The organism is Dactylosporangium sp. NBC_01737 (assembly GCF_035963215.1).
Taxonomy (GTDB): domain Bacteria; phylum Actinomycetota; class Actinomycetes; order Mycobacteriales; family Micromonosporaceae; genus Dactylosporangium.
In genome coordinates this window covers 230,062-255,980 of record NZ_CP109153.1, presented here as the reverse complement: position 1 = coordinate 255,980, position 25,919 = coordinate 230,062, and the positions used below count along the sequence as shown (strand labels likewise).

The 25,919-nt window shown below is 70.3% G+C and carries 29 protein-coding genes; 18 read left to right on the top strand and 11 right to left on the bottom strand.

The features are described from left to right. Nucleotides 1-7: 7 nt before the first annotated feature. From atpB to atpD, 7 genes are all read left to right on the top strand, one after another. Nucleotides 8-784: a F0F1 ATP synthase subunit A gene (atpB, locus tag OHA72_RS01195; protein WP_327011958.1), complete on the top strand. Its 777-nt coding sequence runs from the start codon at nucleotides 8-10 to the stop codon at nucleotides 782-784. A gap of 98 nt (nucleotides 785-882) precedes the next feature. After that, nucleotides 883-1,107, top strand: coding sequence for an ATP synthase F0 subunit C (gene atpE / locus OHA72_RS01190; RefSeq protein WP_327006015.1), 225 nt, complete (start codon nucleotides 883-885; stop codon nucleotides 1,105-1,107). A 38-nt stretch (nucleotides 1,108-1,145) separates the two neighbouring features. Continuing rightward, a complete protein-coding gene (locus tag OHA72_RS01185; protein WP_442788483.1) occupies nucleotides 1,146-1,697 on the top strand; it encodes a F0F1 ATP synthase subunit B in 552 nt (183 codons plus the stop codon). Continuing rightward, a complete protein-coding gene (locus OHA72_RS01180; RefSeq protein WP_327006014.1) occupies nucleotides 1,697-2,515 on the top strand; it encodes a F0F1 ATP synthase subunit delta in 819 nt (272 codons plus the stop codon). The genes OHA72_RS01185 and OHA72_RS01180 overlap by 1 nt, the downstream gene beginning before the upstream one ends. A 40-nt stretch (nucleotides 2,516-2,555) precedes the next feature. Further along, nucleotides 2,556-4,193, top strand: a complete 1,638-nt coding sequence (atpA, locus tag OHA72_RS01175; RefSeq protein ID WP_327006013.1) for a F0F1 ATP synthase subunit alpha — start codon at nucleotides 2,556-2,558, stop codon at nucleotides 4,191-4,193. A gap of 3 nt (nucleotides 4,194-4,196) precedes the next feature. After that, complete coding sequence (locus tag OHA72_RS01170; RefSeq protein WP_327006012.1) at nucleotides 4,197-5,123, top strand: F0F1 ATP synthase subunit gamma; 927 nt, start codon at nucleotides 4,197-4,199, stop codon at nucleotides 5,121-5,123. Continuing rightward, on the top strand, nucleotides 5,123-6,550 hold the full coding sequence (gene atpD / locus OHA72_RS01165) for a F0F1 ATP synthase subunit beta (RefSeq protein WP_327006011.1): 1,428 nt from the start codon (nucleotides 5,123-5,125) through the stop codon (nucleotides 6,548-6,550). Before OHA72_RS01170 ends, atpD begins: the two co-directional genes overlap by 1 nt. 55 nt (nucleotides 6,551-6,605) lie before the next feature. Here atpD and OHA72_RS01160 read toward each other — a convergent pair whose 3' ends face one another. Next, a complete protein-coding gene (locus OHA72_RS01160) occupies nucleotides 6,606-7,496 on the bottom strand; it encodes a calcium-binding protein (RefSeq protein ID WP_327006010.1) in 891 nt (296 codons plus the stop codon). A gap of 217 nt (nucleotides 7,497-7,713) precedes the next feature. Between OHA72_RS01160 and OHA72_RS01155 the strand changes: the two genes are divergently transcribed. The 3 genes from OHA72_RS01155 to OHA72_RS01145 all read left to right on the top strand — a co-directional run bounded on the left by OHA72_RS01155 (nucleotide 7,714) and on the right by OHA72_RS01145 (nucleotide 8,921). Next, nucleotides 7,714-7,998 carry a F0F1 ATP synthase subunit epsilon gene (locus OHA72_RS01155; protein ID WP_327006009.1) on the top strand — a complete coding sequence of 95 codons (285 nt, stop codon included), beginning with the start codon at nucleotides 7,714-7,716 and terminating at the stop codon, nucleotides 7,996-7,998. 16 nt (nucleotides 7,999-8,014) lie between these two features. Next, nucleotides 8,015-8,470, top strand: a complete 456-nt coding sequence (locus OHA72_RS01150; protein ID WP_327006008.1) for a DUF2550 domain-containing protein — start codon at nucleotides 8,015-8,017, stop codon at nucleotides 8,468-8,470. Between the two features lie 79 nt (nucleotides 8,471-8,549). After that, nucleotides 8,550-8,921, top strand: a complete 372-nt coding sequence (locus OHA72_RS01145) for a discoidin domain-containing protein (RefSeq protein ID WP_327006007.1) — start codon at nucleotides 8,550-8,552, stop codon at nucleotides 8,919-8,921. Nucleotides 8,922-8,946: 25 nt separating this feature from the next. Here the strand turns inward: OHA72_RS01145 and OHA72_RS01140 are convergent, their stop codons facing one another. Next, complete coding sequence (locus OHA72_RS01140; protein WP_327006006.1) at nucleotides 8,947-9,528, bottom strand: cob(I)yrinic acid a,c-diamide adenosyltransferase; 582 nt, start codon at nucleotides 9,526-9,528, stop codon at nucleotides 8,947-8,949. 28 nt (nucleotides 9,529-9,556) lie between these two features. Here OHA72_RS01140 and murA point away from each other — a divergent pair, with 28 nt between their 5' ends. After that, nucleotides 9,557-10,840 (top strand): UDP-N-acetylglucosamine 1-carboxyvinyltransferase, encoded by a 1,284-nt coding sequence (murA, locus tag OHA72_RS01135; protein WP_327006005.1) that lies wholly within the window; start codon nucleotides 9,557-9,559, stop codon nucleotides 10,838-10,840. A 450-nt stretch (nucleotides 10,841-11,290) separates the two neighbouring features. Here murA and OHA72_RS01130 read toward each other — a convergent pair whose 3' ends face one another. Beyond that, complete coding sequence (locus OHA72_RS01130) at nucleotides 11,291-11,605, bottom strand: hypothetical protein (protein WP_327006004.1); 315 nt, start codon at nucleotides 11,603-11,605, stop codon at nucleotides 11,291-11,293. A gap of 88 nt (nucleotides 11,606-11,693) precedes the next feature. Between OHA72_RS01130 and OHA72_RS01125 the strand changes: the two genes are divergently transcribed. Beyond that, nucleotides 11,694-12,545 (top strand): 3-hydroxyacyl-CoA dehydrogenase family protein, encoded by an 852-nt coding sequence (locus OHA72_RS01125; protein ID WP_327006003.1) that lies wholly within the window; start codon nucleotides 11,694-11,696, stop codon nucleotides 12,543-12,545. Here OHA72_RS01125 and OHA72_RS01120 read toward each other — a convergent pair. The 3 genes from OHA72_RS01120 to OHA72_RS01110 are packed head-to-tail and all read right to left on the bottom strand — an operon-like array spanning nucleotide 12,530 to nucleotide 16,389. Then, nucleotides 12,530-14,722 carry an ATP-binding protein gene (locus tag OHA72_RS01120; RefSeq protein ID WP_327006002.1) on the bottom strand — a complete coding sequence of 731 codons (2,193 nt, stop codon included), beginning with the start codon at nucleotides 14,720-14,722 and terminating at the stop codon, nucleotides 12,530-12,532. The genes OHA72_RS01125 and OHA72_RS01120 overlap by 16 nt on opposite strands. A gap of 42 nt (nucleotides 14,723-14,764) precedes the next feature. Then, entirely contained in the window at nucleotides 14,765-15,550 is a 786-nt protein-coding gene (locus OHA72_RS01115; RefSeq protein ID WP_327006001.1) for an ABC transporter permease, read from the bottom strand. Then, a complete protein-coding gene (locus OHA72_RS01110) occupies nucleotides 15,547-16,389 on the bottom strand; it encodes an ABC transporter ATP-binding protein (protein ID WP_327006000.1) in 843 nt (280 codons plus the stop codon). The genes OHA72_RS01115 and OHA72_RS01110 overlap by 4 nt, the downstream gene beginning before the upstream one ends. Nucleotides 16,390-16,502: 113 nt before the next feature. Here OHA72_RS01110 and OHA72_RS01105 point away from each other — a divergent pair, with 113 nt between their 5' ends. Genes OHA72_RS01105 through OHA72_RS01095 form a run of 3 tightly spaced genes read left to right on the top strand, consistent with a single transcriptional unit; the run spans nucleotide 16,503 to nucleotide 19,728 of the window. Then, nucleotides 16,503-18,470, top strand: a complete 1,968-nt coding sequence (locus tag OHA72_RS01105; RefSeq protein ID WP_442788810.1) for an ethylmalonyl-CoA mutase — start codon at nucleotides 16,503-16,505, stop codon at nucleotides 18,468-18,470. A 53-nt stretch (nucleotides 18,471-18,523) separates the two neighbouring features. Next, complete coding sequence (locus OHA72_RS01100; protein ID WP_327005998.1) at nucleotides 18,524-19,012, top strand: SigE family RNA polymerase sigma factor; 489 nt, start codon at nucleotides 18,524-18,526, stop codon at nucleotides 19,010-19,012. Continuing rightward, complete coding sequence (locus OHA72_RS01095; protein WP_327005997.1) at nucleotides 19,009-19,728, top strand: hypothetical protein; 720 nt, start codon at nucleotides 19,009-19,011, stop codon at nucleotides 19,726-19,728. Before OHA72_RS01100 ends, OHA72_RS01095 begins: the two co-directional genes overlap by 4 nt. A gap of 10 nt (nucleotides 19,729-19,738) precedes the next feature. On the opposite strand, the gene OHA72_RS01090 is transcribed toward OHA72_RS01095, so the two are convergent. Further along, the gene (locus tag OHA72_RS01090; protein ID WP_327005996.1) at nucleotides 19,739-20,368 is read right to left on the bottom strand and encodes a DUF4126 domain-containing protein; all 630 of its coding nucleotides are present in this window, start codon (nucleotides 20,366-20,368) and stop codon (nucleotides 19,739-19,741) included. 90 nt (nucleotides 20,369-20,458) lie between these two features. Here OHA72_RS01090 and nucS point away from each other — a divergent pair, with 90 nt between their 5' ends. Next, nucleotides 20,459-21,118 (top strand): endonuclease NucS, encoded by a 660-nt coding sequence (nucS, locus tag OHA72_RS01085; RefSeq protein WP_327005995.1) that lies wholly within the window; start codon nucleotides 20,459-20,461, stop codon nucleotides 21,116-21,118. A 124-nt stretch (nucleotides 21,119-21,242) separates the two neighbouring features. On the opposite strand, the gene OHA72_RS01080 is transcribed toward nucS, so the two are convergent. Beyond that, complete coding sequence (locus OHA72_RS01080) at nucleotides 21,243-22,748, bottom strand: aldehyde dehydrogenase family protein (RefSeq protein WP_327005994.1); 1,506 nt, start codon at nucleotides 22,746-22,748, stop codon at nucleotides 21,243-21,245. Nucleotides 22,749-22,850: 102 nt separating this feature from the next. Here OHA72_RS01080 and OHA72_RS01075 point away from each other — a divergent pair, with 102 nt between their 5' ends. Then, complete coding sequence (locus OHA72_RS01075; RefSeq protein WP_327005993.1) at nucleotides 22,851-23,663, top strand: alpha/beta fold hydrolase; 813 nt, start codon at nucleotides 22,851-22,853, stop codon at nucleotides 23,661-23,663. On the opposite strand, the gene OHA72_RS01070 is transcribed toward OHA72_RS01075, so the two are convergent. The 3 genes from OHA72_RS01070 to OHA72_RS01060 form a co-directional block, all read right to left on the bottom strand. Beyond that, nucleotides 23,660-24,361, bottom strand: a complete 702-nt coding sequence (locus OHA72_RS01070; protein ID WP_327005992.1) for an SDR family NAD(P)-dependent oxidoreductase — start codon at nucleotides 24,359-24,361, stop codon at nucleotides 23,660-23,662. The two genes, OHA72_RS01075 and OHA72_RS01070, sit on opposite strands and share 4 nt — an antisense overlap. Nucleotides 24,362-24,438: 77 nt before the next feature. Next, the gene (locus tag OHA72_RS01065) at nucleotides 24,439-24,939 is read right to left on the bottom strand and encodes a MarR family winged helix-turn-helix transcriptional regulator (protein ID WP_327005991.1); all 501 of its coding nucleotides are present in this window, start codon (nucleotides 24,937-24,939) and stop codon (nucleotides 24,439-24,441) included. 56 nt (nucleotides 24,940-24,995) lie between these two features. Beyond that, complete coding sequence (locus OHA72_RS01060) at nucleotides 24,996-25,352, bottom strand: DoxX family protein (RefSeq protein ID WP_327005990.1); 357 nt, start codon at nucleotides 25,350-25,352, stop codon at nucleotides 24,996-24,998. 137 nt (nucleotides 25,353-25,489) lie between these two features. Between OHA72_RS01060 and OHA72_RS01055 the strand changes: the two genes are divergently transcribed. After that, the gene (locus tag OHA72_RS01055; RefSeq protein ID WP_327005989.1) at nucleotides 25,490-25,906 is read left to right on the top strand and encodes a DUF7144 family membrane protein; all 417 of its coding nucleotides are present in this window, start codon (nucleotides 25,490-25,492) and stop codon (nucleotides 25,904-25,906) included. The last annotated feature ends 13 nt before the right edge of the window (nucleotides 25,907-25,919 follow it).

The window sequence follows — 25,919 nt, the reverse complement described above, 5'->3', positions numbered from 1 at the left end:
GGACGTGGTGAGCGGTCTGGTTTTGGCGGAGGTGCCTTTCCCGCCCAGCGTGGAGGACGTCTTCCCCCCCAGTCTCTGGGATGCGGCACCCTGGTTGACGAAGTTCAGCCTGTTCCTGTGGCTGGCCGTCGCGGTGGTGCTGATCTACTTCCTGGTGTCCTACCGCGAGCCGAAGATCGTCCCGACCAAGAAGCAGTGGCTCGCCGAGTCGATCTACGGCTTCGTGCGGGAGGGTGTCGCCAAGGACATCATCGGCCACGAGGGGCTGCGGTTCGCGCCATACCTCGCGTCGCTGTTCTGCTTCATCCTCGTCGGCAACATCTTCTCCATCGTGCCGCTGATCCAGGTCTCGCCGAATGCGCACATCGCGTTCCCGCTGGTGCTGGCGCTGTGCACTTATGCTCTCTACCTGTACCAGGGCGTCAGGAAGCACGGTGTCGCCGGATACATCAAGCACGCCGTCTACCTGCCCGCCCCGTGGTACATGCAGCCGCTGCTGCTGCCGATCGAGGCGCTGCAGTCATTCGTGCTCCAGCCGCTCACGCTCGCCCTGCGTCTGTTCGCCAACATGTTCGCCGGGCACATGCTGCTGCTGGTCTTCACGCTGGGCGGCTTCGCGCTGCTCAACGCCGAGAGCCTGTTCCTCAAGCCCGTCGCCCTGGTCTCCTGGGCGATGACCATCGCGCTCACCTTCTTCGAGCTGCTGATCGCCGCGCTGCAGGCCTATGTCTTCACGCTGCTGACGGCCAACTACCTGGCCGGCACGCTGGCGGAGGATCACTGAGCCGAGCTTCCCCCGCTCCGTCATTTCGATAGCGAGCAGCACCACCTTTTTCAGTTGTCCCGCGTGATCGTCACGCGAGATCTCAGGAGGATTCACTCATGGTTCTGGCAGAAGTCACCGGTAGCCTCGCCGCCGTCGGCTACGGCCTCGCCGCCATCGGCCCCGGCATCGGTGTTGGCATCGTCTTCGCCTCGTACATCCAGTCGACGGCTCGCCAGCCCGAGTCGGCCGGTCTGACCCGTACCTACATGTTCCTCGGCTTCGCCGTGGTCGAGGCGCTCGCCCTGCTGGGCATCGCCTTCGGCTTCGTGTTCGGCAACTAGCTCCCGCCTCCACCTACACCTGAAGCGGGAGGTATCCCATGCTGCAGTTCCTGGCTGACGAGGGAGCTGAACACAACCCGATCATCCCGATCTGGCAGGAAGTCGTCCTCGGCTTCATCGCCTTCGGCGTCCTGTGCTTCGTGCTGATGAAGTTCGTCTTCCCGCGCATGGAGGAGACCTTCCGCGCACGCGTGGACGCGATCGAGGGTGGCATCAAGCGCGCCGAGGAGGCGCAGGCCGAGGCAAACCGGCTGCTGGAGCAGTACAAGCAGCAGCTCGCCGAGGCCCGCACCGAAGCGGCCAGCATCCGTGACGAGGCGCGCGCCGACGCCACGGGCATCCGTGAGGACATCCTCATGAAGGCCCGTGAGGAGAGCGACCGCATCATCGCGGCAGGCCGCGAGGCCCTGCAGACCGAGCGGCAGACCATCGTCCGTCAGCTGCGCGCCGAGATCGGCTCGCTCGCGGTCGACCTTGCCGGTCGGATCGTCGGGGAGTCCCTCGAGGAGGAGGCCCGCCGGCGTGGCACGGTCGAGCGGTTCCTCGACGAGATCGGTGACGGTGCCGCCGGCACCGCCGGGCGGCGTTGATGGACAACATCAACCGGGAGTCCTACGGAGCCGCCGCCGACAAGCTCGCCGCCTTCGCGGCGAGCGCTGACGTTCAGCGCATCGGTCCGGTCGCCGAGGAGATCCTCTCGGTGGCCGACGTGCTGCGGCGTGAGCGGCGGCTGCGCCGGGCCCTGGCCGACCCGGGTCGCTCCGGCGAGGACCACGCCGCCCTGCTGCGCTCGGTCCTTGCGGGCAAGGCCAGCGACGAGGCGGTCGACATCCTCGCGACCCAGGTCACGGGCCGCTGGTCCGGCCCCGGTGCACTGCTGGACGGCGTCGAGCTGCTCGGTGTCACTGCGTTGCTGACCGGCGTGGACCGCGCCGGCGACCTCGGCGACGTCGAGGACGAGCTGTTCCGGTTCGGCCAGGTCGTCTCCGGCGACACCCGCCTGGCCGCGGCGCTCGCCGACACCACCACGCCGCTCGAGGCGCGGGTCCAGCTCATCCGGGACCTGCTCAAGGGCAAGGCCAAGCCGGCGACACTGCGGCTGGCGGAGCTGGCGGCCGCCGGCTTCGGCGGCCGGGGCTTCGAAAGCTCGCTGACCCGCCTCATCGAGCTGGCCGCGAAGCAGCGCGACCACTCGGTGGCCTACGTGACCACCGCGGTCCCGCTGACCGAGGCCGACGAGCAGCGCCTGGCCGGGCGTCTCGCACAGCTGTACGGTCGAGAGGTCTCCCTGAAGATCGACGTCGATCCGCGCATCATCGGTGGCGTGCGGGTCAAGGTCGGTTCGGACCTGTTTGACGGCACGGTGTCGCGACGTCTCGCCGAGGCGAAGACGGCGCTCGCCAACTAATCCCCGAAGCTTGATTCACTTCCAGATAGAAGGTTGAGGAATGGCCGAGCTGACCATCTCCTCGGACGACATTCGGGGCGCACTCGAGCGCTACGTGTCGTCCGTTGATTCACGGATCTCCCGCGAGGAGGTCGGCGTCGTCTCGTACGCCGGCGACGGTATCGCCCAGGTCGAGGGTCTGCCCTCGACGATGGCCAACGAGCTGCTCGAGTTCGAGGACGGCACGCTCGGCGTCTCGCTCAACCTTGACGTCCGCGAGATCGGTGTCGTCGTCCTCGGTGACTTCGAGGGCATCGAGGAAGGTCAGCAGGTCAAGCGGACCGGCCGCGTGCTCTCGGTCCCGGTCGGCGACGCCTTCCTCGGCCGCGTGGTCAACCCGCTCGGCGAGCCGATCGACGACCGCGGCGAGATCGCCAACGAGGGCTTCCGCGAGCTGGAGCTCCAGGCGCCCAACGTCATGGCCCGCCAGCCCGTCAAGGAGCCCCTGCAGACCGGCATCAAGGCGATCGACGCCATGACCGCCATCGGCCGGGGCCAGCGCCAGCTGATCATCGGTGACCGTAAGACGGGCAAGACCACGGTCGCCCTCGACACGATCATCAACCAGCGCGACAACTGGAAGTCCGGCGACCCGAAGAAGCAGGTCCGCTGCATCTATGTCGCCATCGGCCAGAAGGCCTCGACGATCGCCGCGACCCAGGGCGTCCTCGAGGAGCAGGGCGCGATGGAGTACACGACCATCGTCGCGTCCCCGGCGTCCGACCCGGCCGGCTTCAAGTACCTGGCGCCCTACGCCGGCTCGGCCATCGGCCAGCACTGGATGTATGGCGGCAAGCACGTCCTGATCGTCTTCGACGACCTGACGAAGCAGGCCGAGGCCTACCGCGCCGTGTCGCTGCTGCTGCGCCGCCCGCCGGGCCGTGAGGCCTACCCGGGCGACGTCTTCTACCTGCACTCGCGGCTGCTGGAGCGTTGCGCGAAGCTGTCCGAGGAGCTCGGCGGCGGCTCGATGACCGGTCTGCCGATCATCGAGACCAAGGCCAACGACATCTCGGCCTACATCCCGACCAACGTCATCTCGATCACCGACGGTCAGGTCTTCCTCGAGTCCGACCTGTTCAACCAGGGTGTGCGTCCCGCCATCAACGTCGGCACCTCGGTGTCCCGCGTCGGCGGCTCGGCCCAGGTCAAGGGCATGAAGGACGTCGCTGGCCGCCTGCGGCTGGACCTCGCGCAGTATCGCGAGCTGGAGGCCTTCTCGGCGTTCGCGTCCGACCTGGACAAGGCGTCGCGGGCCCAGCTGGACAAGGGCGCCCGCCTGGTCGAGCTGCTCAAGCAGCCGCAGTTCTCCCCGTTCGCGGTCGAGGACCAGATCGTCTCGGTGTGGGCCGGCACCACCGGCCAGCTCGACGACATCCCGGTCAGCGAGGTGCGCCGCTTCGAGAGCGAGTTCCTGCAGTACCTGCACAGCAACCGCAAGGACCTCATCGGCGGCATCGCCGAGTCGAAGAAGCTGCCGCAGGACGCGATCGACGGCCTGACCGCCGCGATCAAGAGCTTCAAGCAGGTCTTCACGGTCAAGGGTGCCGACGCCCCGGTCAACGAGGCCCCGGCCAAGGCGCTGCAGGGTGAGCAGGCTCGCGAGACCGTCACCCGCCAGGTCCGGAAGTCGGGCTGAGCCATGGCCGGTCAGGTACAGGCACTGCGCCGGAGGATCCGCACGGTCAAGTCGACCAAGAAGATCACCAAGGCGCAGGAGCTCGTCGCCACGAGCCGCATCGGTAAGGCGCAGGAGCGGGTCGCCGCGTCGCGCCCCTATGCCGAGGCGATCACGGGCGTGCTGACGGCACTGGCGACCAACACCAACGTCGACCACCCGCTGCTGGTGCCGCGCACCCCGGTCCGTCGGGCCGGGGTGCTGGTGGTCACCAGCGACCGGGGACTCTGCGGCGGCTACAACGCCAACGCGATCCGTCAGGCCGAGCAGCTGATGGCGCGCCTGCGCGCCGACGGCAAGCAGGTCGCCCTCTTCGTGTCCGGCCGCAAGGGCGTGGGCTACTACCGGTTCCGCGGTCGCGAGATCGCGGGCAGCTGGACCGGCTTCTCCGAGCAGCCGCGCTTCGAGAACGCGCGGGAGATCGGTGAGACGCTGATCCAGGCCTTCGTGAACGGTGCCGACGACACGGTCGACGGCCCCGGCCCGGACGGCATCTACGGTGTCGACGAGCTGTACATGGTCCACACCCAGTTCCGCTCGCTCATGACGCAGACCCCCATCGCGCGCATCGTCGCTCCGATGGAGGTCGAGGAGCAGCAGGTCTCCGGACCCCTGCCGGCGTACGAGTTCGAGCCGGAGGCCGAGGAGCTGCTCGAGGCGCTCCTGCCGAAGTACATCAACACGCGGATCTTCGCGGCGTTGCTGGACTCGGCGGCGAGTGAGTCGGCGGCCCGCCGGCGCGCCATGAAGAGCGCCTCAGACAACGCCGACGACCTGCTGAAGCGGTACACCCGTGAGATGAACTCCGCACGGCAGGCGGCGATCACCCAGGAGATCAGTGAGATCGTCGGCGGCGCCAACGCGCTGGCGGCGGCGGGAAGTGATGTGTGATGACTGCACCAGCCAAGACCGCGGTCGGCCGCGTCGTCCGGGTCATCGGCCCGGTCGTCGACGCCGAGTTCCCGCGCGACGCCATGCCCGAGATCTACAACGCGTTGCACGTCGACGTGACCCTGTCCGAGGGCACGAAGAAGCTGACGCTCGAGGTCGCCCAGCACCTCGGTGACAACCTGGTCCGCGCCATCTCCATGCAGCCGACGGACGGTCTCGTCCGCGGCGCCGAGGTGCGCGACACCGGCTCCGGCATCTCGGTGCCGGTCGGCGACGTCACCAAGGGCCACGTGTTCAACGCCCTCGGCGAGGTGCTCAACGCCGACGAGTCGAAGCTCGAGATCAACGAGCGCTGGGAGATCCACCGCAAGGCTCCCGCGTATGCGGAGCTCGAGCCGAAGACCGAGATGCTGGAGACCGGCATCAAGGTCCTCGACCTGCTCGCGCCGTACGTGCGCGGTGGCAAGATCGGCCTGTTCGGCGGCGCCGGCGTCGGCAAGACGGTCCTCATCCAGGAGATGATCATCCGGGTCGCCCGGAACTTCGGTGGCACCTCGGTGTTCGCCGGCGTCGGCGAGCGCACCCGTGAGGGCAACGACCTCATCCTGGAGATGGCCGAGGGCAACGTCCTGGACAAGACCGCGCTGGTCTTCGGCCAGATGGACGAGCCGCCGGGCACGCGTCTGCGGGTCGCCCTGTCCGCGCTGACCATGGCGGAGTACTTCCGTGACGTGCAGAACCAGGAGGTGCTGCTCTTCATCGACAACATCTTCCGGTTCACGCAGGCCGGCTCGGAGGTCTCGACGCTGCTCGGCCGTATGCCGAGCGCCGTCGGTTACCAGCCGACCCTGGCCGACGAGATGGGCCAGCTCCAGGAGCGCATCACCTCCGTGCGGGGCAAGGCCATCACCTCGCTCCAGGCGATCTACGTGCCCGCCGACGACTACACCGACCCGGCGCCGGCCACCACGTTCGCCCACCTGGACGCGACGACCAACCTCGAGCGGTCGATCTCGGACAAGGGCATCTACCCGGCGGTGGACCCCCTGGCCTCCTCCTCGCGGATCCTCGCGCCGGAGTTCGTCGGCCTGGAGCACTACTCGGTGGCCCGCGAGGTGCAGCGGATCCTGCAGAAGTACAAGGACCTGCAGGACATCATCGCCATCCTGGGCATGGACGAGCTGTCCGAAGAGGACAAGGTCACCGTCGCCCGGGCCCGGCGCATCGAGCGGTTCCTGTCGCAGAACACCTACGCGGCGGAGCAGTTCACCAACGTCCCCGGTTCGACCGTCCCGCTCAAGGAGACGATCGAGTCGTTCAAGAAGATCTCCGAGGGTGAGTACGACCACTTCCCCGAGCAGGCCTTCTTCATGTGCGGCGGTCTTGAGGACCTCGAGCGCAACGCGCACGAGCTCATGAAGGACTGACGTCCCGATCCAGTGAGAAGGGGTGCCTCCCGACGGGGGCACCCCTTCTTGCCGTCTAGGTGACCACCAGGCCGCAGTTCACGGTCGTGCCGCCGTCCGCCTCCGTATAGCACCAGTCGGAGGCGGGGCCGCCGTCCAGGGCGTCGAAGTCTGCACCGCCGCGGAGCGTGTCGACGCCGCCCTCGCCGTACAGGTTGTCGGCGCCGCCCTGCCCGCGCAGCAGGTCGTTGCCGCTGCCGCCGCGCAGCGTGTCGTTGCCGGAGGTCACGAAGCAGACCATGAACAGGCAGATGGTGCCGGTGCCGCCGTCGAGGACGTTGTTGGAGGCGTTGCCGGTGAGGGTGTCGCCGCCGGCGCCGCCGGTCAGGTTCTCCACGCCGCTCACATAGGTGTCCTCGGCCCCTCCGGTCGCCACTGCGGCCACCACGGCGCCGATGCGTCCCTCGTAGGACACGGTGTCGTTGCCGGCGCCGGCGGCGATCCAGTCGTTGCCCGGGCCGGAGTAGATGAGGTCGTCGCCGTCGCCGCCCGCGACCTCCTGGTTGGAGCCGCCGTTGCCGCCGGTCCGCACGATGTCGTTGCCGGCGCCGACGTTGAGGTGTCCCGGGCGGGTGGTCTGGTTGTCGAGCGTGTCGTTGAGGTCGCCGAGGTCCACGTCCCAGAACGTCAGGTTGCGTTCGCAGTCCATGACCGTGTCGTCGCCGAGGACGGGGTACACGCAGTCGTCCTCGTCCGACGTGATGGGCACGACGTCGTCGAGGCGGTACAGGTTGACGCCCACCGTGGTCAGCACCAGCGCGTTGGCCTGGCCGGCCGGGGCCTGGTAGACGATCTCGCCGCCGTTGAACCAGATCTCGGCGGCGGGAACGCCCGCATGGGCCGGCTGCGGGATCGCCACGGCGGCGGCCGCGATCACGACGCTCGCCGCCGCGATCTTTCCTCGCATGAAAATCACCTCCGTCTTTTTCAGTGAATGGCCCACCGTGACAGGGTGACGTGCGTCACGCTCTGAAGTGTCGGATACCCACCTTCTGCCGATTCGTGGGCCGCCACTTCACCCGCATTTCAACAGTTGTGCCAACGTGGCGAGGCCCACTGCTCGCCTCGTCGGATCATTGACTACACTCGGCAAAACCGAATCGCGCACACGAGGAGTAACTAGCGTGGCGAGGCAGCTGCACGTCGAGCTCGTAGCCGTCGAGGAAAAAGTCTGGTCCGGTGACGCCGACATGGTCATGGCGCGCACGACGGAGGGCGAGCTCGGTGTGCTTCCCGGCCACGCGCCGCTCCTCGGTCAGCTCGCCGAGCCCGGTCAGGTGCGCATCAAGCACTCCGGTGGGCAGGAGATCGCCTTCGACGTCTCGGGCGGGTTCCTCTCCATCACCGCGACCGGGGTGACGGTGCTCGCCGAGAGCTGCACCCCCGCATCCGCGCAAGCCGCGCACTGACTCGCGGGCGGCGTCGGTGAGGATCGTCGAGGGAATCGGCATCGGGGTCCTCATCGTGCTCGCCGCGCTGGCGCTGCTGTTCGTGCGCCGCGTCGTCATCGCCCGTCAGGGCGGCACGATCGAGCTGGGTGTCCGGCTGAGCACCATGGTGCCCGGCCGGGGCTGGTCGGCGGGCCTGGCCCGCTTCGCCGGTGACGACCTGCGGTGGTATCGCATCTTCAGTTTCTGGCCCGGCCCACGTCGGGTGTTCTCCCGCCGTGGGCTCTCCGTCGACCGCCGCCGCACGCCTGACCCGGCCGAGCTGCTCGTCCTCCCGCCGGACTGGGTGATCGTGCGGTGCGTCAGTCGCCAGGCGCCGGTCGAGATCGCGATGGCGGAGCGGGCGCTGACCGGCTTCCTGTCGTGGGTGGAGGCGGCGCCTCCGGGTGAGTCGACCCCGGAGACCCGGCCCTACCGATATCGCACAAATTAGTCAGAAATTGACGATTGTCTTTTATCTAGGGAAGACCGACGCGGTCTGAGAGCGCTCTCCGAGTGGCCGTCACCCCTAGGTGAACCCTTTATGTCCAGAATGCTCGCTGCCGTGGTGCTTTCCGCGGCGGCGCTGTTCGCGGTGCCCTCCGCCGCAGGCCGCCGCTCCCGCGGCCTGCGGTGCCACGAATGTCGCGCTCAACAGGCCCGCCACCGCGTCCTCCACCGAGAACGGCAGCCTGCTGCCGGCCAGGGCGTTCGACGGCAACCCCGCCACCCGCTGGTCCATCGCGTTCAGCGACCCGCAGTGGCTGCAGGTCAACCTCGGCGCCGCCCGGCAGCTGTGCCGGATGGTGCTGCGCCGGGAGGCCGCCTCCGCCAGGACCTTCACGGTGCAGGGCTCCCCGACCGGCACCGGCAGCCGGTCCGACCCGGTGCCGCCCGCCTGCTGACCCGCGGGCCGGAAGAGCTGGGGGTCTACGGCACCTGACGGTTGGCCCCCGGCACCCACTTCACGTCGCCGTCGGGGTTGGCGATCCGGCCGAGGATGAACAGCAGGTCCGACAGCCGGTTGAGGTAGCGCACGGCCAGCTCGTTCGTGTGCTCCGGGTCGAGCTCCATCAGCGCCCACGCGCTGCGCTCGGCCCGGCGCGTCACCGTCCTGGCCACGTTGAGCAGCGCCGCGCCCGGGGTGCCGCCCGGAAGGATGAACGAGTCGAGCTTCGGCAGGCGCTCATTGAACTCGTCGCACCAGCCCTCCAGGCGCGTCAGGTACTCCTCGGTCACCCGCAGCGGTGGGTACTGCGGCTCCTCCACCACCGGGTTGCACAGATCGGCGCCCACGTCGAACATGTCGTTCTGGACGACGGTGAGCACCGCCCGCAGCTCCTCGGCCAGGTCACCCATGGCCACGGCCACCCCCAGGGCGGCGTTGGCCTCGTCGACGTCGGCGTAGGCACCGATGCGCGGATGGGTCTTCGGCACCCGGGAGAAGTCGCCCAATCCGGTCGTGCCGGTGTCGCCGGTCTTCGTGTAGATACGGGTGAGGTGAATGGCCATGGTTTTCACGGTACGGAATGCCCCTACGATGACCGACGTGGACGTGATCCGTGTGATGGGCGGCGCCAGGCTCGCCGGTGACGTGTCGGTCGTCGGTGCCAAGAACTCAGCACTCAAGCTCATGGCGGCCGCGCTGCTGGCCACCGGGCGGTCGGTGCTCACCAATGTGCCCCGCATCACCGACATCGCCATCATGGCGGAGGTGCTGCGCCGGCTCGGCTGCGAGGTCGAGCAGGACGAGGACCGCGTCATCATCGACGTGCCCGAACGCCTCGGCACCGAGGCCGACTACGACCTGGTGCGGCGCCTGCGCGCCTCCATCTGCGTGCTGGGCCCCCTGCTGGCCCGCTGCGGCCACGTCCGCGTCGCGCACCCCGGCGGTGACGCGATCGGCTCCCGCGGCCTCGACATGCACGTGGAGGGCCTGCGCCGCATGGGCGCGGACATCTCCGGCGAGCACGGCTTCGTCATCGCCACCGCGCCGAAGCTGCACGGCGCCACCATCTGGCTCGACTTCCCCAGCGTCGGCGCCACCGAGAACCTGCTGATGGCCGCGGTCCTCGCCAACGGCCGCACCGAGATCGACAACGCGGCTCGCGAGCCGGAGATCGTCGACATCTGCCGCATGCTCACCGACATGGGCGCCGACATCTCCGGCGCCGGCTCCTCCCGGCTCGTGGTCGAGGGCGTCGCCGAGCTGCGCCCCGTCGAGCACCGCACCGTCGGCGACCGCATCGTCGCCGGCACCTGGGCCTTCGCGGCCGCCATGACCCGCGGCGACGTGACCGTGCACGGCATCGACCCGCACTTCCTGGAGATCGCCCTGGACAAGGTCGCCACCGCCGGCGGCCAGGTCGACACCGCGCCCGACTCCTTCCGCGTCCGCATGGCCGACCGCCCGCGCGCCGTCGACGTGGTCACCCTCCCGTTCCCCGGCTTCGCCACCGACCTGCTGCCGATGGCGGTCGGCCTCGCCTCCGTCAGCGAAGGCTCGTCCCTGGTCACGGAGAACATCTTCGACGGCCGCTTCATGTTCATCAACGAGATGTCCCGCCTCGGCGCCGACATCCGCACCGACGGCCACCACGCCGTCGTCCGCGGCGTCGAGCGCCTTTCCGGCGCCCCGGTCACCGCGACGGACATCCGCGCCGGCGCCGGCCTGGCCATCGCGGGCCTGTGCGCCGACGGCGTCACCGAGATCCGCCACGTCCACCACATCGACCGCGGCTACCCCAGCTTCGAATCCGACCTCCGCGGCCTGGGCGTCGCAGTAGAACGCGCCGCCGCCCCCCCAGACCAGTTCGACTTCTAGCTGTTACTAGCTTCGGGCGGCTGGCGCCGCCGGCGGCCGGGGGGTTCCCACCCCGGACCCCCCATGCTTCGCTGCGCTCGCACGCCCTGCGCTTCGCGCGGCCGCAACACACGCTGCGCGCTGCAATGAAAAGACCAGTGGTCGAGGTTGCGGGTCCGGCAAGGTCTTTCGTCCGATTCGCCTGCCCTTCGCGCGAGACGCGTAGGCAGGCCCATCCAGGGAACCCCGCCTCCACGCTTCCGCCCGCCCGGAGTGGATGGGCGTGCCTCCGCGTCTCGCGCGCAGGGCAGGCGAGCTGGACGAAAGACCTGGTGTGCCTCGAACCCGGACCACCGGTCTTTCAGTTGCAGCGCGCATGCGTGTGTTGCGGCCGCGCGAAGCGCAGGCCGTGCGAGCGCAGCGAAGCATTGGGGGTGTGGGGTGAGAATCCCCCACGGGCCCCTGGCGAAGCTAGGGAGCTAGTAACAACCTGGCGTGGTCGTACTCGTCGGCGAAGACGAGGACGCGGACCATGCCGTCGTGGCCGGTGGCGAGGGTGGCTCGGACGCCGTTGTGGCGCAGGCGGTCGCGGACGTCGCGGGCGAACGCCAGGTCGCCGATCAGGGAGACCGAGCGCAGCAGGCCGAAGTCCAGGGCGGTGTCCGGGGCGGGTGAGCGGGCGCCGCCCGGCGGGGTGGTCCTTCGTTCGCCGAAGCGGAGCAGCCGGATGATCAGGACGAGGGTGGCCAGTGCACCGGCGGAGGCCGCCCATCCGGCAAGGTACATGAGGGGCACGCTGACAGTCTGCCACTAGATGATCACCCTTTGGAGCCGGATAAGGTCAGCGGGTTGAGACGATGCGAAAGGGAGTCACATGGCGGGTCGACTGGCGGTCATCGGGGCGGGGCTGATGGGATCGGGCATCGCGCAGGTCGCCGCGCAGGCCGGGTGGGAGGTGACGCTGCGGGACCTGTCCGACGAGGCGGTCCGGCGCGGCGTCGGGGGCATCGAGAAGTCGCTGGCGAAGTTCGCGAGCAAGGGCGTGATCGCCGAGGGTGATGTGCAGGAGACCCTCGCAAGGATCACGACCACCACGGACCTGGACGCGGCGGCCGAGGCCGACATCGTGGTCGAGGCGGTGTTCGAGCGGCTGGACGTGAAGCAGGAGCTGTTCGCGACGCTGGACAAGATCTGCCGGGCGGACGCGGTGCTGGCGACGAACACGTCCGCGATCCCGGTGACGCAGATCGCCACGGCGACACAGCGCCCGGAGCAGGTCGTGGGGACGCACTTCTTCAGCCCCGTACCGGTGATGAAGCTGTGCGAACTGGTGCGCGGCTACAAGACGAGCGACGCGACGCTGGCCACCGCGAGGAGCTTCGCGGAGGAGATCGGCAAGACCTGCATCGTGGTCAACCGGGACGTCGCCGGGTTCGTCACCACGCGGCTGATCGCGGCGCTGGTGGTCGAGGCGGTCCAGCTGGTCGAGAGCGGCGTGGTGAGTGCCGAGGACCTGGACCTGGCCTGCAAGCTGGGCTTCGGGCACGCCATGGGGCCGCTGGCGACCACCGACCTGACGGGCGTGGACGTGCTGTACCACGCGGCGAAGAACATCCACACGGACACCGCCGACCCGAAGTTCTTCCCGCCGGAGCTGCTGGCACGGATGGTCGTGGCCGGTGACCTGGGCCGGAAGTCGGGCAAGGGGTTCTACACGTATTCGTGAGCGGTGACGCCGGCCGGGGTCTCCAGGGGGATCGGGGCCCCGGGCACGGTGAAGCTGAAGCGGCTGCCGCCGCCAAGGTTGTCCACGACGGTGATCGAGCCGCCGTGCCGGTCGACGACGCGGCGGCAGATGGCCAGGCCGAGGCCGGTGCCGCCGTAGAACTGGCCGGTGTGGGCCCGGTGGAAGGACTCGAAGACGTAGGGCTTGTCGGCGTCGGGCACGCCGATGCCGCGGTCGGCGACCTCGATCCTGACCCAGCCCGGACCGGCCGGCGACGCGCTGACGTCGACCTTCGGGGTACGGCCGGGCTGCACGTACTTGAGGGCGTTGCCGATGAGGTTGTCCAGCACGTGCCGCAGCAGGGCGGGGTCGGCCTCGACCCAGGGCAGCGGGCCGACGTAGATGTCCGGGCGGGCCGCCAGGTGGTTGACCCGTTCGGCGACGACCTCGCCGACCAGCGCGCCGAGGTCCAGCGGCTGCGGTTTCAGGGCCGCGTCGCGGGCGGTGGTGTAGGCGAGCAGGTCGTCGATGAGCCGCCGCATCCGCACGACGCCGGCGCTGACCCGGTCGATGCTGGCGGTGGCCTCCCGGGCCTCCCGTGAGTGCGGCACGGCCGGTTCGAGCGCGTCGTGCGCCATCTCGGCGTGCGCGGCGATGACCGTCAGCGGGTTCTTGAGGTCGTGCGCGACGATGCCGGCGAACGCGGTCAGGTCGCCTTCGCGCTCCCGGACCTCGGTGATGTCGTGGAAGACCGCGATGGCGCCGCGCCGGCCGTCGACGTCGAGCGGGCGGCCGCTGACGGACAGCAGGGTGCCCTCGGGGCGGGCCGCGTTGCGGATGACCATCTCGACCCGGTCCGTCGACTCGCCGGCGAGGGCCCGGACCAGCGGCAGCTCCTCGACCGGGAACTCGGTCATGCCGTCGGGGCGGTAGATGCCGTAGTGCTCCTGCCAGCCTCCGACGCCGTCCGCGTCGGCGTCCACGCCGAGCATCGACTTCGCCGCGGGGTTGTGCACCAGGAAGACGCCGTGCTCGTCGATGACGCCCACCCCGTCGCTGATCCGGTCGAGGATGCCGTTGAGGAGGTCGACCTGCCGGTTTGCGGTGCGTTCGGCCTCGCGCAGCTCGGCGGTGGCCGCGACGACCCGGGCCTCGGCGCGGGCCCGGCCGCCCGCCAGGGCCCACAGCATGAACACGACCAGCAGGGTCAGCATCGTGCCGCCGGCGCCGATCGCGAGCGGGGCGGTGTTGGCCGGGCCGGTCAGCCCGGCGAGCCGGTCGGAGTCGGCGGTCAGGACGAGCCGCCACTGCCGGTTGGCGATCGGGATGGTCACGTCCCGGCGCAGGTCCGGGTGGGCGATGCGGTGCAGGTACGCGACCCGGGTGTCCTGGCCGCCGCCGTTGTCGGCCCACAGGTCGGCGTCGACCTGGCCCTGGGTGGCGTCGTCCAGCACCCCGCCGACGAAGTTCTGCCCGCGCAGCCCGAAGACGACCCACCCCTTGAACGTCTTGGTACCCGACGGCGTCGGGTTGCCGTACACCGGCGCGGCGATGGCGAACGACAGCTGCTGGCGCGTCACGGGCAGGGCACGGTCGCGCAGCAGCACATAGGTGTCGGAGACGGCCGGCCCACCGGCGCGGCGGGCCTCGTTGAGCGCGGCGGTCGGCTCGGCGGACTGGGACAGGTCGGTGCCGGCCGTGGCGCTGGCCGCGCCGTCCAGCGGGCGGGAGAAGATGACGAACAGGTGCTCCCGGCCGCTGCCCTTCGCGGTCAGGTCGAGGCCGGTGACGCCGCGGTCGCGCCAGAACCGCTCGACGTCGTCCAGCTGGGAGTCCTCCGCGGGCACGACGAAGACCAGCGACGTGGCGCCCGGCAGCCCGGCGTCCCGCAACGGCGCCGTGGTGGTGGAGAAGTCGTCGAAGGTCAGCGTCTCGTGCGCCCCGACCGCCGCCGCGACGGTGCGCAGCGCGTCGAGGTACCGGTGGACCTCGGTGCGCACGGCGGCCTCGGCGAGGGACGTGTCGCGGTCCATGACGGCGTTGGCGCGCGCCAGCTGGTTGTGCCGCAGCGAGGAGGCGGCGTTCCAGGACGCCGCCAGGCCGAGGGCGAGGACGAGCAGGATCGCCAGGATGCCGACTGTGCCGGCATGCCGGACCGCCCTGCCCAGCCGACCCATCACCCCGCCCTGATCGGCGGGGTGGCGGCGGCCTTGAGCGAATTACGCCCGGTCGGTCCAGCGGAACGTGAACACGCACAGCGCCAGGCCGATGACGACCCACGCCCCGAGCGCGATCGCGACGTGGCCGAGCTGCCAGGAGCCGCCGACCTCCCGGGCCGCGAACGAGTCCGGCAGGAACACCGAGCGCATGCCCTGGGTCATCCATTTCAGCGGGAACAGCGAGGCGATGGTGCGCATCCAGTCCGGGATGCTCGTGTACTGGAAGAAGACGCCCGAGATGAACTGCAGCACCAGTGCGACGGGGGTCACGATCGCCGGCGCGCCGCGCCCGGTGCGTGCCAGGGAGGAGAAGGCGATCCCGCACAGCGTGCACGCGGTGATCCCGAGCAGTGACACCCAGCCGAACGTCACCCATTTCTCGGCGGTCGAGGGCACCGGCAGGTCGTAGAACGCCGCGGCGGTCGCCACCAGCACCACGGTCTCGGCGGCGCCGATCGCGAGGACCATGACGACCTTGCCGATGAAGTACGCGGTGCGCGGCATCGGGGTGCCCCGCAGCCGCTTGAGGATGCCCTTCTCGCGCTCTATCGGGATCTGGATCGCCAAGGACTGGAACCCGGTGGTCAGCAGCCCGGCGGCGATGATGCCGGCGGCGAAGTACTGCGTGAACGACACACCCGGCGCGATCTCGGCGTCGAACACCGCACCGAAGATGACCAGCAGCAGCAGCGGGAAGACCAGCGTGAAGATCACCGACTCCCGGCTGCGCAGGAACTGCTTGATCTCCAGGCCGCCGCGGGCCGCTCCGAGCCGCAACGTCGTCATTCGCCGGCGCCGATCATCCGCAGGTACACGTCCTCGAGGCTGGGTCTGGTCACGGTCAGGCCGGGGACCTCGCCGCCGAACTGCTCGGCGAGCCTGGCCACGACCGTGGTCGGGGTGTCGGTCTGCTCCTGGCGGGGGCCGTCGGGGGAGTGCCAGCCGACCGTCGCGGCGGCGGTGCCCCGGTTGCCGAGCCGGGCGGGGGTGTCGACGGCGACGAGCTTGCCGCCGACGAGCACGCCGACCCGGTCGGCGAGGGTCTCGGCCTCGTCCAGGTAGTGCGTGGTGAGCAGGATCGTGGTGCCGGCGGCGGCGAGCTGGCGGATCAGGCCCCAGAACTCGCGGCGCGCCTCCGGGTCGAAGCCGGTGGTCGGCTCGTCGAGGAACAGCAGCTCCGGGCGGCCGATGATGCCCAGCGCCACGTCGAGGCGGCGCTTCTGCCCACCGGACAGGACCCGGGTCCGGGCGCCGCGCTTGTCGGCGAGCCCGACCCGCTCGATGACGGCGTCGGGGTCGTCGGCGTTGCGGTAGTACAGCGCGAAGTGGTGCACCACCTCGCGGACCGTCAGGTCGTCGATCTCCCCGGTGCTCTGCAGCACGATGCCGACCCGCTGCTTCCACTCGCCGTCGGCGACCTGCGGGTCGACGCCGAGGACCGTGGCCTCGCCCGACGTGCGCCGCCGGAACCCCTCGAGGATCTCCACCGTCGTGGTCTTGCCCGCACCGTTCGGGCCGAGGAGCGCGAACACCTCACCGCGGTGCACGTCGAGGTCGACGCCATCGACGGCGACATGTCCCCGGTACCGCTTATAGAGTCCCCGCACGGTGATCGCTTCCGTCACGGCGTTCACTATAGGCATCAGGCCCCGGTGACACTTTTCACCGCCCTGACCAAGTTACCGATAAGTAAGGTGCTTCTATGGCGAAGCTCCCCGAGCGCGACCGCCCATGGGTCATGCGCACCTATGCCGGGCACTCCTCGGCCGCGGCTTCCAACGCCCTGTTCCGGCGCAACCTGGCCAAGGGGCAGACCGGCCTGTCGGTCGCCTTCGACCTGCCCACGCAGACCGGCTACGACCCCGACGCCGAGCTGGCGCGCGGTGAGGTCGGCCGGGTCGGCGTGCCGATCTCGCACCTGGGCGACATGCGCACCCTCTTCGACGGCATCGACCTCGGTCTTGCCAACACGTCGATGACGATCAACGCCACCGCCATGTGGCTGCTGAGCCTCTACGTCACCGTCGCGCGGGAGCAGGGCGCGCCGCTCGCGGCACTGGCCGGCACCACGCAGAACGACATCGTAAAGGAGTACCTGTCCCGGGGCACGCACATCTTCCCGCCGGGGCCGTCGCTGCGCCTGACCACCGACACGATCGCGTGGACCGTGGCGAACTGCCCGAAGTGGAACCCGGTCAACATCTGCTCGTATCACCTGCAGGAGGCCGGGGCGACCCCCGTGCAGGAGGTGGCGTTCGCGCTCGCCACCGCGATCGCCGTGCTCGACGCCGTCCGCGACTCCGGCCAGCTGCCGCCGGAGCGGTTCACGCAGGTCGCGGCGCGCATCTCGTTCTTCGTCAACGCCTCGGTCCGCTTCGTCGAGGAGACCGCGAAGATGCGGGCGTTCGGCGTGCTCTGGGCGAAGCTCCTGACCGACAGGTACGAGATTTCCGACAGGTCGGCGAAGCGGTTCCGCTACGGGGTGCAGGTCAACAGCCTGGGCCTCACCGAGTCGCAGCCCGAGAACAACGTGCAGCGCATCGTGCTGGAGATGCTCGGCGTGACGCTGTCCCGCGACGCCCGGGCACGTGCCGTACAACTCCCGGCGTGGAACGAGGCGCTCGGCCTGCCGCGCCCGTGGGACCAGCAGTGGTCCCTGCGCATGCAGCAGGTCCTGGCGTTCGAGTCCGACCTGCTGGACTACCCCGACCTGTTCGAGGGCTCGCACGTCATGACCGCCCTCGTCGACGACCTGGTCGCCGGGGCGACCGCCGAGCTCGACCGTGTCCTGGGGATGGGCGGCGTGGTCGCGGCCGTCGAGTCCGGCTACCTCAAGAGCGCCCTCGTGGCGTCGCTCGCCGAGCGGCGCGGCCGGATGGAGCGCGGCGAGGACGTCGTGGTCGGCGTCAACCGGTTCCCCGAGACCGAGCCGTCGCCGCTGGTCGCCGCCGGCGCCGCGGCGATCGAGCAGATCGACCCGGCGGTCGAGGCCGCGGCCGTGGAGTCCCTGGCCGCCTGGCGCGCCTCACGCGACGCCGGCGAGGTCACCGCGACCCTCGATCGGCTGCGGGAGGTGGCCGGCGGCGCGGGCAACCTCATGGAGGCCACCCTCGACTGCGTCCGCGCGGGCGTGACCACCGGGGAGTGGGCGGCCGTGCTGCGGGAGGTCTTCGGCGAGTACCGCGCCCCGACCGGCCTCACCGGTGCGGTCTCCCCAACCGCGCTCGCCGGGGCACCCGGCACGGCGCTGGTCGCGGTGCGTGAGCGGGTCCGGCGCACGGCGGAGGAACTCGGCGCCGGCCGGCTGCGGATGCTGGTCGGCAAGCCCGGCCTCGACGGGCACTCCAACGGCGCCGAGCAGATCGCCGTGCGTGCCCGCGATGCCGGCTTCGAGGTGGTGTACCAGGGGATCCGCCTGACCCCGGCGCAGATCGTCGCGGCGGCGGTCGAGGAGGACGTGGACCTCGTCGGCCTCTCCGTCCTGTCAGGCTCTCATCTGGCGGCGGTCGCGTCGGTACTGGCGGGGCTGCGCGCCGAGGGGCTCGACGACCTGCCGGTCGTGGTGGGCGGCATCATCCCGCCCGAGGACGCGCTCGTGTTGCGGGCCTCGGGGGTGGCCCGGGTCTTCACGCCGAAGGACTTCGCGATCACGGACGTCGTCGACGAGCTCGTCACCGTCGTGCGGGAGGCGCACAAGCTCTCCTAGCCTGCAACCTTTCTCCGGTCCGCGTCGTCGTAGCGCGGAGAAAGGGGAGGCCGATGCCGCAGGACGACGAGTTCCGCGAGTACGTCGCCGTGCGGATGGACCGCTGGCGGCGCACCGCGTTCCTGCTCTGCCGTGACTGGCATGCCGCCGACGACCTGGTTTCGATCATGGTGGGCAAGCTCTACTGGCACTGGGCGAAGGTCAGCCGGGCCGACAACCGCGACGCGTTCGCCCAGAAGGTGCTGACCCGCACCTGGCTCGACGAGCGCCGCCGACCGTGGTCGCGGGAGCGGGCCAGCGCACACCTGCCCGAGCCGGTGCACAGCCCGCACGACCGCGTCGACGACCGTGCTGCGCTCGAGGACCTGCTCGGCTCGCTCGGCCCGCGCCAGCGGGCGGTGCTGGTGCTGCGCTTCTATCTCAACTGCTCCGTCGAGGAGACCGCTGACCTGCTCGGCGTCTCCGCGGGCACGGTCAAGAGCCAGTCCGCGCGCGCCCTGGAGGCGCTGCGCCAACTCGCCGCATCGGGGGACCAGCGATGACACAGCAACTGTTCGACGACATGATCGGCACCCCGCCGCCGTCCACCGTCGACGTCGACGGGATCGTGCGGCGCAAGACGGGCCTGCGCCGGCTGCGGCGCGCGGCCGTGGGTGCCGCCGCGACGGTCACGGTCCTCGCGGTCGTGGGCGCCGCCACGCTCCTGCCCCACGGCGAACGTCCCGGCCCGGGCGTCGCCGAGCGCCCCACCGGGTCCGCGGCGCCGTCCGGGGGCGAGGACTCCCGGCCGGATCCCAGCGCGTTCTTCGAGTCGTCGATGCGCACCTGGCTGCCGCAGCCGCTGCGGTGGCTCGACCCCGCGCCGCGGATCGTGCCGCCGCCGGACGGCGGCACGCCGTCGTCGAAGCTGGCCCGGGTGGAGGTCGGTGGGCGGAAGGGCACGGTGGCGGTGACGGTGTGGCCGCGCGGCGTGAACGCGGCCGACGGCTGCGACGGCCTGCAGCGCTGCCTGCCGTTGTCCGAACCGGGGGAGATCCCGGCCTGCGGCTGGATCCGCGACGTCGCGGTCCGGCCCGAGCTGGGGCTGACCAGGCCGGGCTGGGAGGTGCGGTGCGTCAAGGTGGGCGGCCGGGCGATCTCGATCATGGTCACCAACCAGACCGGCGCCCCCACCGACCCGCTGCCGCAGCCGGAGCTGCCGATCCACCTCACCGACGTGCTGCCGATCATCGCGGTCCTGGTCGACTACGTGCAGTGACCCCGTGAGGTCAGGTGGGCCGGTACCCCTGGGACTGTGCCCACTTGGCTGCGGCCTTCTCTTCCCTGCGGCGCTTCCAGCGGCGCACCACCCACCAGAACGCCACGAACATCAGCACGACGAACAGCAGCACCAGCACCGGCAGGATGATCGCGACCAGGGCCATCGTGACGCTCGCGATGTCCTCGATGACGCTCACCACCGGCGCGCCGAAGCCCGCCGTGCTCGCGTTGATCACGGGTCTGGACGCTGCCTTCATCCCGTGCACACCCAGCGAGATCGCGCCGCCGACGGCGATCGGGACCCACTGATGGCTGCCGAAGAACGAGCCCGGGTCGGTCACGGTCACCGTCTCGGAGCTCGACGCCGCGCCGAAGGCGAGACCGCCCGCGGTCGGCCGCACGAACGTCTGGAGGATGTCGTTGACGTGGTCGACCACCGGCACCTTGTCAGCGACGAACTCGATCGCCAGCAGCATCGCCACGATCGCGAGGGTCCATCCGTTCTCCATCCACGACCAGTTGCCGGGCAGCGTGATGAGATCGGTGTACCTCGCCAGCACACCGATCGCGAGCAACGGGATGTAGGCGTTCAACCCGGCCGATGTGGCCAGGCCGAGGCCCGTCAATGACTCCAACACGCCCCCTAGCATGACATCGACGCGCCACCACGGCGCTGCACACCGGGTGTCAGTCCAGCATCACCAGCCGCTGCGGCTAGGCTGTCGCCCGTGCGTCTCGTCATCGCCAAGTGCTCGGTCGACTACATCGGCCGGCTCACGGCCCACCTGCCGCCCGCCATCCGCCTCATCATGGTCAAGTCCGACGGCTCCGTGCTGGTGCACTCCGACACCGGCGGCTACAAGCCGCTGATGTGGATGACCCCGCCCTGCCGCCTGGAGGAGACCGACGGACTCTGGAGGGTGGTCAACAAGGGCGGCGAAGAGCTGCAGATCACCGTCGAGGAGATCCTGCACGACGGCGGCCACGCCCTCGGCATCGATCCCGGCCTGGTCAAGGACGGCGTCGAGGCGCACCTGCAGGTGCTGCTCGCCGCCCACCCGCAGACCCTCGGCGAGGGCTACACGCTGGTCCGCCGCGAGTACATGACCGCAATCGGCCCGGTCGACCTGCTGTGCAAGGACGCCCAGGGCGTGTCGGTCGCGGTCGAGATCAAGCGGCGCGGCGAGATCGACGGCGTGGAGCAGCTCACCCGCTACCTGGAGCTGATGGGCCGCGACCCGCTGCTCGCCCCCGTGCGCGGCATCTTCGCCGCGCAGGAGATCAAGCCGCAGGCCAGGGTCCTGGCCGAGGACCGCGGCATCCGCTGCGTGGTGCTGGACTACAACGCCTTGCGCGGCATGGTCAAGGACGAGCTGACGCTGTTCTAGATCTGCGCCACCGGACTCGATGGTGTCGACTGGTTCAACCAAATCCTACCGTGGCCGTGGAAATTGATCTCCGGCGTCGTCACCTTCTGTAGTCTGCGCAGCCTACCAGCCCCGGGTGCGCCGGCTACTTGGAGCGGCCGTGGACGAACTTCACGATCTTCAGGACCTGCTGCATGGTCTTCGGGGTGCGGTCGAAGGTCGTGATGGCCAGCAGGGTCGGGCCGCGGCGCTTCACGATCGCCTTCGCGCGGGTGAACTCGCGCAGGCCGTCCTCGCCGTGGATGCGGCCGAAGCCTGACCCGCCGACGCCGCCGAACGGCAGGGACGGCATGCCGGCGAAGGTGAGCGCCGAGTTGACCGACGTCATGCCGGAGCGGACGCCCCTGGCCAGTTCCAGGCCGCGCGACTTGGAGAAGATCGAGCCGCCGAGGCCGTACCCGGTGCCGTTGGCGCGCTCGACGGCCTCGTCGGCGTCCTTGACCCGGGCGATGGTGAGCGTCGGGCCGAAGGTCTCCTCCTGCACGGCGGCCGCGTCCTCCGGCACGTCGACCAGGATCGTCGGGCTGACGAAGGGCGGGCGGACCGCCTCGGCGCCGCCCAGGACCGCGCGGCCGCCGCGGGTCAGCGCGTCCTCGATGTGGCGCCGGATGATGTCGATCTGCGACGGCATGGTGATCGGGCCGATGTCGGCGGTGCCCTCCTCGCCGACGGTGAGCTTCGCCGCGCGGGCGACCACGCGGCCGAGGAACTCGTCGTAGACGCCGTCGGCGACGTACACCCGCTCGATGCCGACGCAGGTCTGGCCCGCGTTGGTCAGGCCGCCCCAGACGCACGCCTCGGCGGCGGCATCGAGATCGGCGTCAGCGGCGACGATCATGGCGTCTTTCCCGCCGCATTCCAGCAGTACGGGGGTCAGCGTCTCGGCGGCAGCCGCCATGACCTTCTTCCCGGTCGCCGTCGAACCGGTGAACGCGATCTTGTCGACCCCGGAGCGGCACAGCGCCCCGCCGACGTCGCCCATGCCGTGCACGATCTGCAGCACCGGTCGCTCCGGCACCACCTCGGCGAACCGGTCGACCATCCACTGGCCGACGGCCGGCGTGTACTCGCTCGGCTTGAACACCACGGCGTTGCCGGCGGCGAGGGCGTACGCGATCGAACCCATCGGCGTCAGCACCGGGTAGTTCCACGGCCCGATGACACCGATGACGCCGAACGGCAGGTATTCCAGGTAGGAGCTGTGCTCCGTGAGCAGGATCGAGGAGCCGACCCGGCGCCGGCCGAGGACCTTGCGGGCGTGGTGCGCGGCCCAGGCCACGTGGTCGATCGCGGCGATCGCCTCGACGAGGGCGTCCGCGGTGGGCTTGCCGCCCTCGCGGTGCATCAGCTCGGCGAGCTCCTCCAGGCGGTTGGCGAGCACGCTGCGGAACGCCAGCAGCCGCTTGCGCCGACCGGCGAAGCCGAGTCCGGCCCACCAACCCGCCGCGTCCCGGGCGCGCCCGACGGTCTCGGTGACATGATCGGGGGAGGCCACGGGGAATCGGCCGACCTCTTCGCCGCTGGCCGGGTTGGTCGAGATCAGCGAGCCCTCGTCGATGGCGGGGACGCCGGGAGTTCGCGTGGCGGTCATTGCGCGAGTGTAAACCCGGAAATTACTCACGAGTAGCCCCGAATCCGTGTCGAGAACGCCGCGCCCGCCACGACCGTCGGGCAGCAATCATGAGGAGGAATCATGAAGGTCGAAACGCTGGCGGTGCCCGGGGCCACGCTGCACTACGAGGTCCGTGGCAGCGGCCCGGTCCTGTTGCTGATCTGCGGCGGGGTGTACGACGCCGAGGGGTTCGCGGGTCTCGCCGAGGCGCTTGCCGAGGACCGGACCGTCGTCACCTACGACCGGCGCGGCAACTCGCGCAGCAGCCTGGACGGTCCGCCCGCGGTGCAGTCGGTCGAGGAGCACGGCGACGACGCGTACCGGCTGCTCGCCGCCGTCGGCGTCACCGAGGACGACCCGGCCGACGTGTTCGGCAACAGCTCCGGCGCCGAGATCGCCCTGGAGCTCGCGGCCCGGCACCCCGAGATGGTCCGCACCGCGGTGGCGCACGAACCGCCGGCGTTCGAGCTGCTCGACGACGCCGCGCACTGGCGGGAGCTGATGCGCACGGTCGAGGAGACGTTCCACCGCGACGGCTGGGGCGCGGCGATGGGCGTCTTCGGCGAGGGCATGCACATGGCCGGCGAGGAGATCCCGGCTCAGGAGCCGTCGCCGGAGTTCATGGCGCGGATGCAGGGCAACCTGCCGTTCTTCGCCGGTTACGAGGTGCCGGCCTTCGGGGCGTGGGTGCCCGACCTCGACACGCTGCGCTCCGGCACCGCCCGGATCGTGCCCGCCGTCGGCGTGGCCAGCGCCGGCGAGGCCCCGCACCGGGTCGGTGTGGAGCTGGCGTCGCGGCTGGGGGTCGAGGTCGCCGAGTTTCCGGGCGGGCACGGCGGCCACGGCAACCCGACGGTCTTCGCCCCGCGGCTGCGCGAGGTGCTCGCCTCCTAAGGAGCGTGCTCCTTGAGGATCCGCTCGGCCACGGTCATGGGGTCGGCGAGCCGCCCCTCGGCGTGCGCGTCGATCCACCGCTGCTGGCCCGGGAAGTAGTTGCCGGACGCCGCGGCCCGCCGGATGTTGTCCTGCATGCCGGTGTCCATCTGCCCCGGGTCGACGCTGACCACGGTGATCCGTTCCTCGTCGGCGACCTGGGAGGCGACCGCCTCGAAGAAGGTCTCACCGGCTGCCTTTGTCGTGCAGTACAGCGACCAGCCGTCGATGATGCGGTGCGCGGCGCCGGAGGAGATGAACAGCACCCGCAGCCGCGCCTCGCGGGGCGCCGCGCGCAGGAAGGTGTTGGTCAGCACCACGGGCGCGGTCAGGTTGACCGCGATCGCGTGCGTGATCGCCTCCGTGGTGAGCTTGCCGACGGCGCCGATCGGATCGACGACCGCGGCGTTGTGCAGCAGCACGGCCTCGTCCGCGTCGCGCAGGAACGCCCGCAGCGTGTCGTGGTCGGGCAGCCAGTGCGCGTCGGCCACGTCGGTGGAGAAGAGTGTGACGTCGCCGGGCCGGTCGTCGCGGCCCTGGCGCTGCTCGGGCGTGAAGTGGCGGCCGACCGCCAGGATCCGATCGCCGCGTGCGTTGCACACATCGAAGAGGGCGGCGCCCAGGCCGCGGGACACCCCGGTGATCACGACGGCACGCATGCGGTCACTCTATTCCTGTCGGCCCACGCGCCGACAGGCTCTGTGGTCCCGATGCGGTGACGGCTTTCCGGCTGCGCTCAGTTACGGGCCTTCGGTACCGGCGGACCCTTCGGCGCGCCCGGGCAGGTCGAGCCGAGCCGGTCCGCGACCGCACCGAGCGCGTCGGCGAGCGCCGCGGTCTGTGCCTCGTCGAGGTGGTCGAAGATGAGCCGCCGCACGTCGGCCAGGTGGGCGGGGGAGACCTGTGCGGCGAAGCGGCGGCCGGCCTCGGTGACCCGGGCGATGCTGACCCGCCCGTCGCACGCGTCGCCGGTGACCTCCACGTAGCCGAGGTCGACCAGTTTGCGCATGCGGTGGCTGAGGCGGCTCTGTGACATGTTCATCTGCGCCGCCAGCTCCGACAGCCGCAGCCCCTCGTCCTCGTTGCTGAGCGCGGCCAGCAGCCCGTACTCGACGTGCACCAGACCGTGCGGGCGGAACGTGCGCTCCAGCTCGGGGAAACCGACGAGCACGACGGCCAGCAACGACATCCAAGCGCGCTGCTCGGTGTCGTCCAGCCATCGTGTCTCGTCGTTCATGCCGTCCATGGTGCCTGGAGGTCGCACGCCGCGGCCAACGCCACGTCCGATACGCGTCAGAACCGGCCGATCGCGATGACCAGCGCGATCGCGCCGAGCACCAGGTTGACCGGCAGGACGTTGTACTCCTTGGCGCGCACGTGGTCGACGATCGCCAGCAGCATGATGACGAGCAGGCCGACGGCGGCGAGCGGGGTCAGGATCGGGGCGATGTCGGTGGCCCACGGCAGGATCAGGCCGAGGCCGCCGAGCACCTCCATGACGCCGATGAATTTGATCGTGCCGGCGCTGCGGCGCTGGGTCCAGGTCATGGCTGCCGGCAGCTTCTCCTTGGGCTGCGCCGTCTTCATCAGCCCGGCCCCGATGAAGGCCGCGCCGAGCAGCCCCTGCAGGACCCACAGAACGATGTTCATGGTGGTATCTCCCTAAGTGTTTTAACCTTCAAGTACATAGTGGGGCAGTAATACTTGAAGCGTCAAGTACTGTCGCCGAGTCGACCGTCCCGGACGGGTGAGCGTGGTTCACCTTCGGGCGGCCCACGGTGGGCCGCATGAGTACGACATCGACAACGGGCCGCCAATCCGGCTGGGTCACCGGCTTCGCCGTCTTCGGCGGCAGCATGATGGTCGTCATCGGCATCTTCCAGATCGTGGTCGGCCTGACCGCGATCTTCGAGGACACCTTCTACGTGCTCACCGACAACTACCTCTTCGGCTTCGACGTCGAGACATGGGGCTGGATCCACCTGGCGCTCGGCGTGCTGGTGGCCGCGGGCGGGGTCGGAGTGCTGGCCGGCCAGGTCTGGGCGAGGGTCCTCGGCATCGTGCTCGCCGCGATCAGCGCCGTCGCCAACTTCCTGTTCCTGCCGTACTACCCGCTGTGGTCGATGCTCATCATCGCCGCCGACGTCGCGGTCATCTGGGCCCTCACGAAGTACGACCGGAACATGTGGGCCGAGCACATGTGACGCGCCATTCCGG

Bases quoted from the DNA above. Each gene is read 5' to 3' on its own strand.
- atpE (WP_327006015.1), top strand. From the start codon at position 883: ATGGTTCTGGCAGAAGTCACCGGTAGCCTCGCCGCCGTCGGCTACGGC.
- OHA72_RS01185 (WP_442788483.1), top strand. From the start codon at position 1,146: ATGCTGCAGTTCCTGGCTGACGAGGGAGCTGAACACAACCCGATCATC.
- OHA72_RS01180 (WP_327006014.1), top strand. From the start codon at position 1,697: ATGGACAACATCAACCGGGAGTCCTACGGAGCCGCCGCCGACAAGCTC.
- atpA (WP_327006013.1), top strand. From the start codon at position 2,556: ATGGCCGAGCTGACCATCTCCTCGGACGACATTCGGGGCGCACTCGAG.
- OHA72_RS01170 (WP_327006012.1), top strand. From the start codon at position 4,197: ATGGCCGGTCAGGTACAGGCACTGCGCCGGAGGATCCGCACGGTCAAG.
- atpD (WP_327006011.1), top strand. From the start codon at position 5,123: ATGACTGCACCAGCCAAGACCGCGGTCGGCCGCGTCGTCCGGGTCATC.
- OHA72_RS01160 (WP_327006010.1), bottom strand. From the start codon at position 7,496: ATGCGAGGAAAGATCGCGGCGGCGAGCGTCGTGATCGCGGCCGCCGCC.
- OHA72_RS01140 (WP_327006006.1), bottom strand. From the start codon at position 9,528: ATGGCCATTCACCTCACCCGTATCTACACGAAGACCGGCGACACCGGC.
- murA (WP_327006005.1), top strand. From the start codon at position 9,557: ATGACCGACGTGGACGTGATCCGTGTGATGGGCGGCGCCAGGCTCGCC.
- OHA72_RS01130 (WP_327006004.1), bottom strand. From the start codon at position 11,605: ATGTACCTTGCCGGATGGGCGGCCTCCGCCGGTGCACTGGCCACCCTC.
- OHA72_RS01125 (WP_327006003.1), top strand. From the start codon at position 11,694: ATGGCGGGTCGACTGGCGGTCATCGGGGCGGGGCTGATGGGATCGGGC.
- OHA72_RS01120 (WP_327006002.1), bottom strand. From the start codon at position 14,722: ATGGGTCGGCTGGGCAGGGCGGTCCGGCATGCCGGCACAGTCGGCATC.
- OHA72_RS01115 (WP_327006001.1), bottom strand. From the start codon at position 15,550: ATGACGACGTTGCGGCTCGGAGCGGCCCGCGGCGGCCTGGAGATCAAG.
- OHA72_RS01105 (WP_442788810.1), top strand. From the start codon at position 16,503: ATGCGCACCTATGCCGGGCACTCCTCGGCCGCGGCTTCCAACGCCCTG.
- OHA72_RS01100 (WP_327005998.1), top strand. From the start codon at position 18,524: ATGCCGCAGGACGACGAGTTCCGCGAGTACGTCGCCGTGCGGATGGAC.
- OHA72_RS01095 (WP_327005997.1), top strand. From the start codon at position 19,009: ATGACACAGCAACTGTTCGACGACATGATCGGCACCCCGCCGCCGTCC.
- OHA72_RS01080 (WP_327005994.1), bottom strand. From the start codon at position 22,748: ATGACCGCCACGCGAACTCCCGGCGTCCCCGCCATCGACGAGGGCTCG.
- OHA72_RS01075 (WP_327005993.1), top strand. From the start codon at position 22,851: ATGAAGGTCGAAACGCTGGCGGTGCCCGGGGCCACGCTGCACTACGAG.
- OHA72_RS01070 (WP_327005992.1), bottom strand. From the start codon at position 24,361: ATGCGTGCCGTCGTGATCACCGGGGTGTCCCGCGGCCTGGGCGCCGCC.
- OHA72_RS01065 (WP_327005991.1), bottom strand. From the start codon at position 24,939: ATGAACGACGAGACACGATGGCTGGACGACACCGAGCAGCGCGCTTGG.
- OHA72_RS01060 (WP_327005990.1), bottom strand. From the start codon at position 25,352: ATGAACATCGTTCTGTGGGTCCTGCAGGGGCTGCTCGGCGCGGCCTTC.
- OHA72_RS01055 (WP_327005989.1), top strand. From the start codon at position 25,490: ATGAGTACGACATCGACAACGGGCCGCCAATCCGGCTGGGTCACCGGC.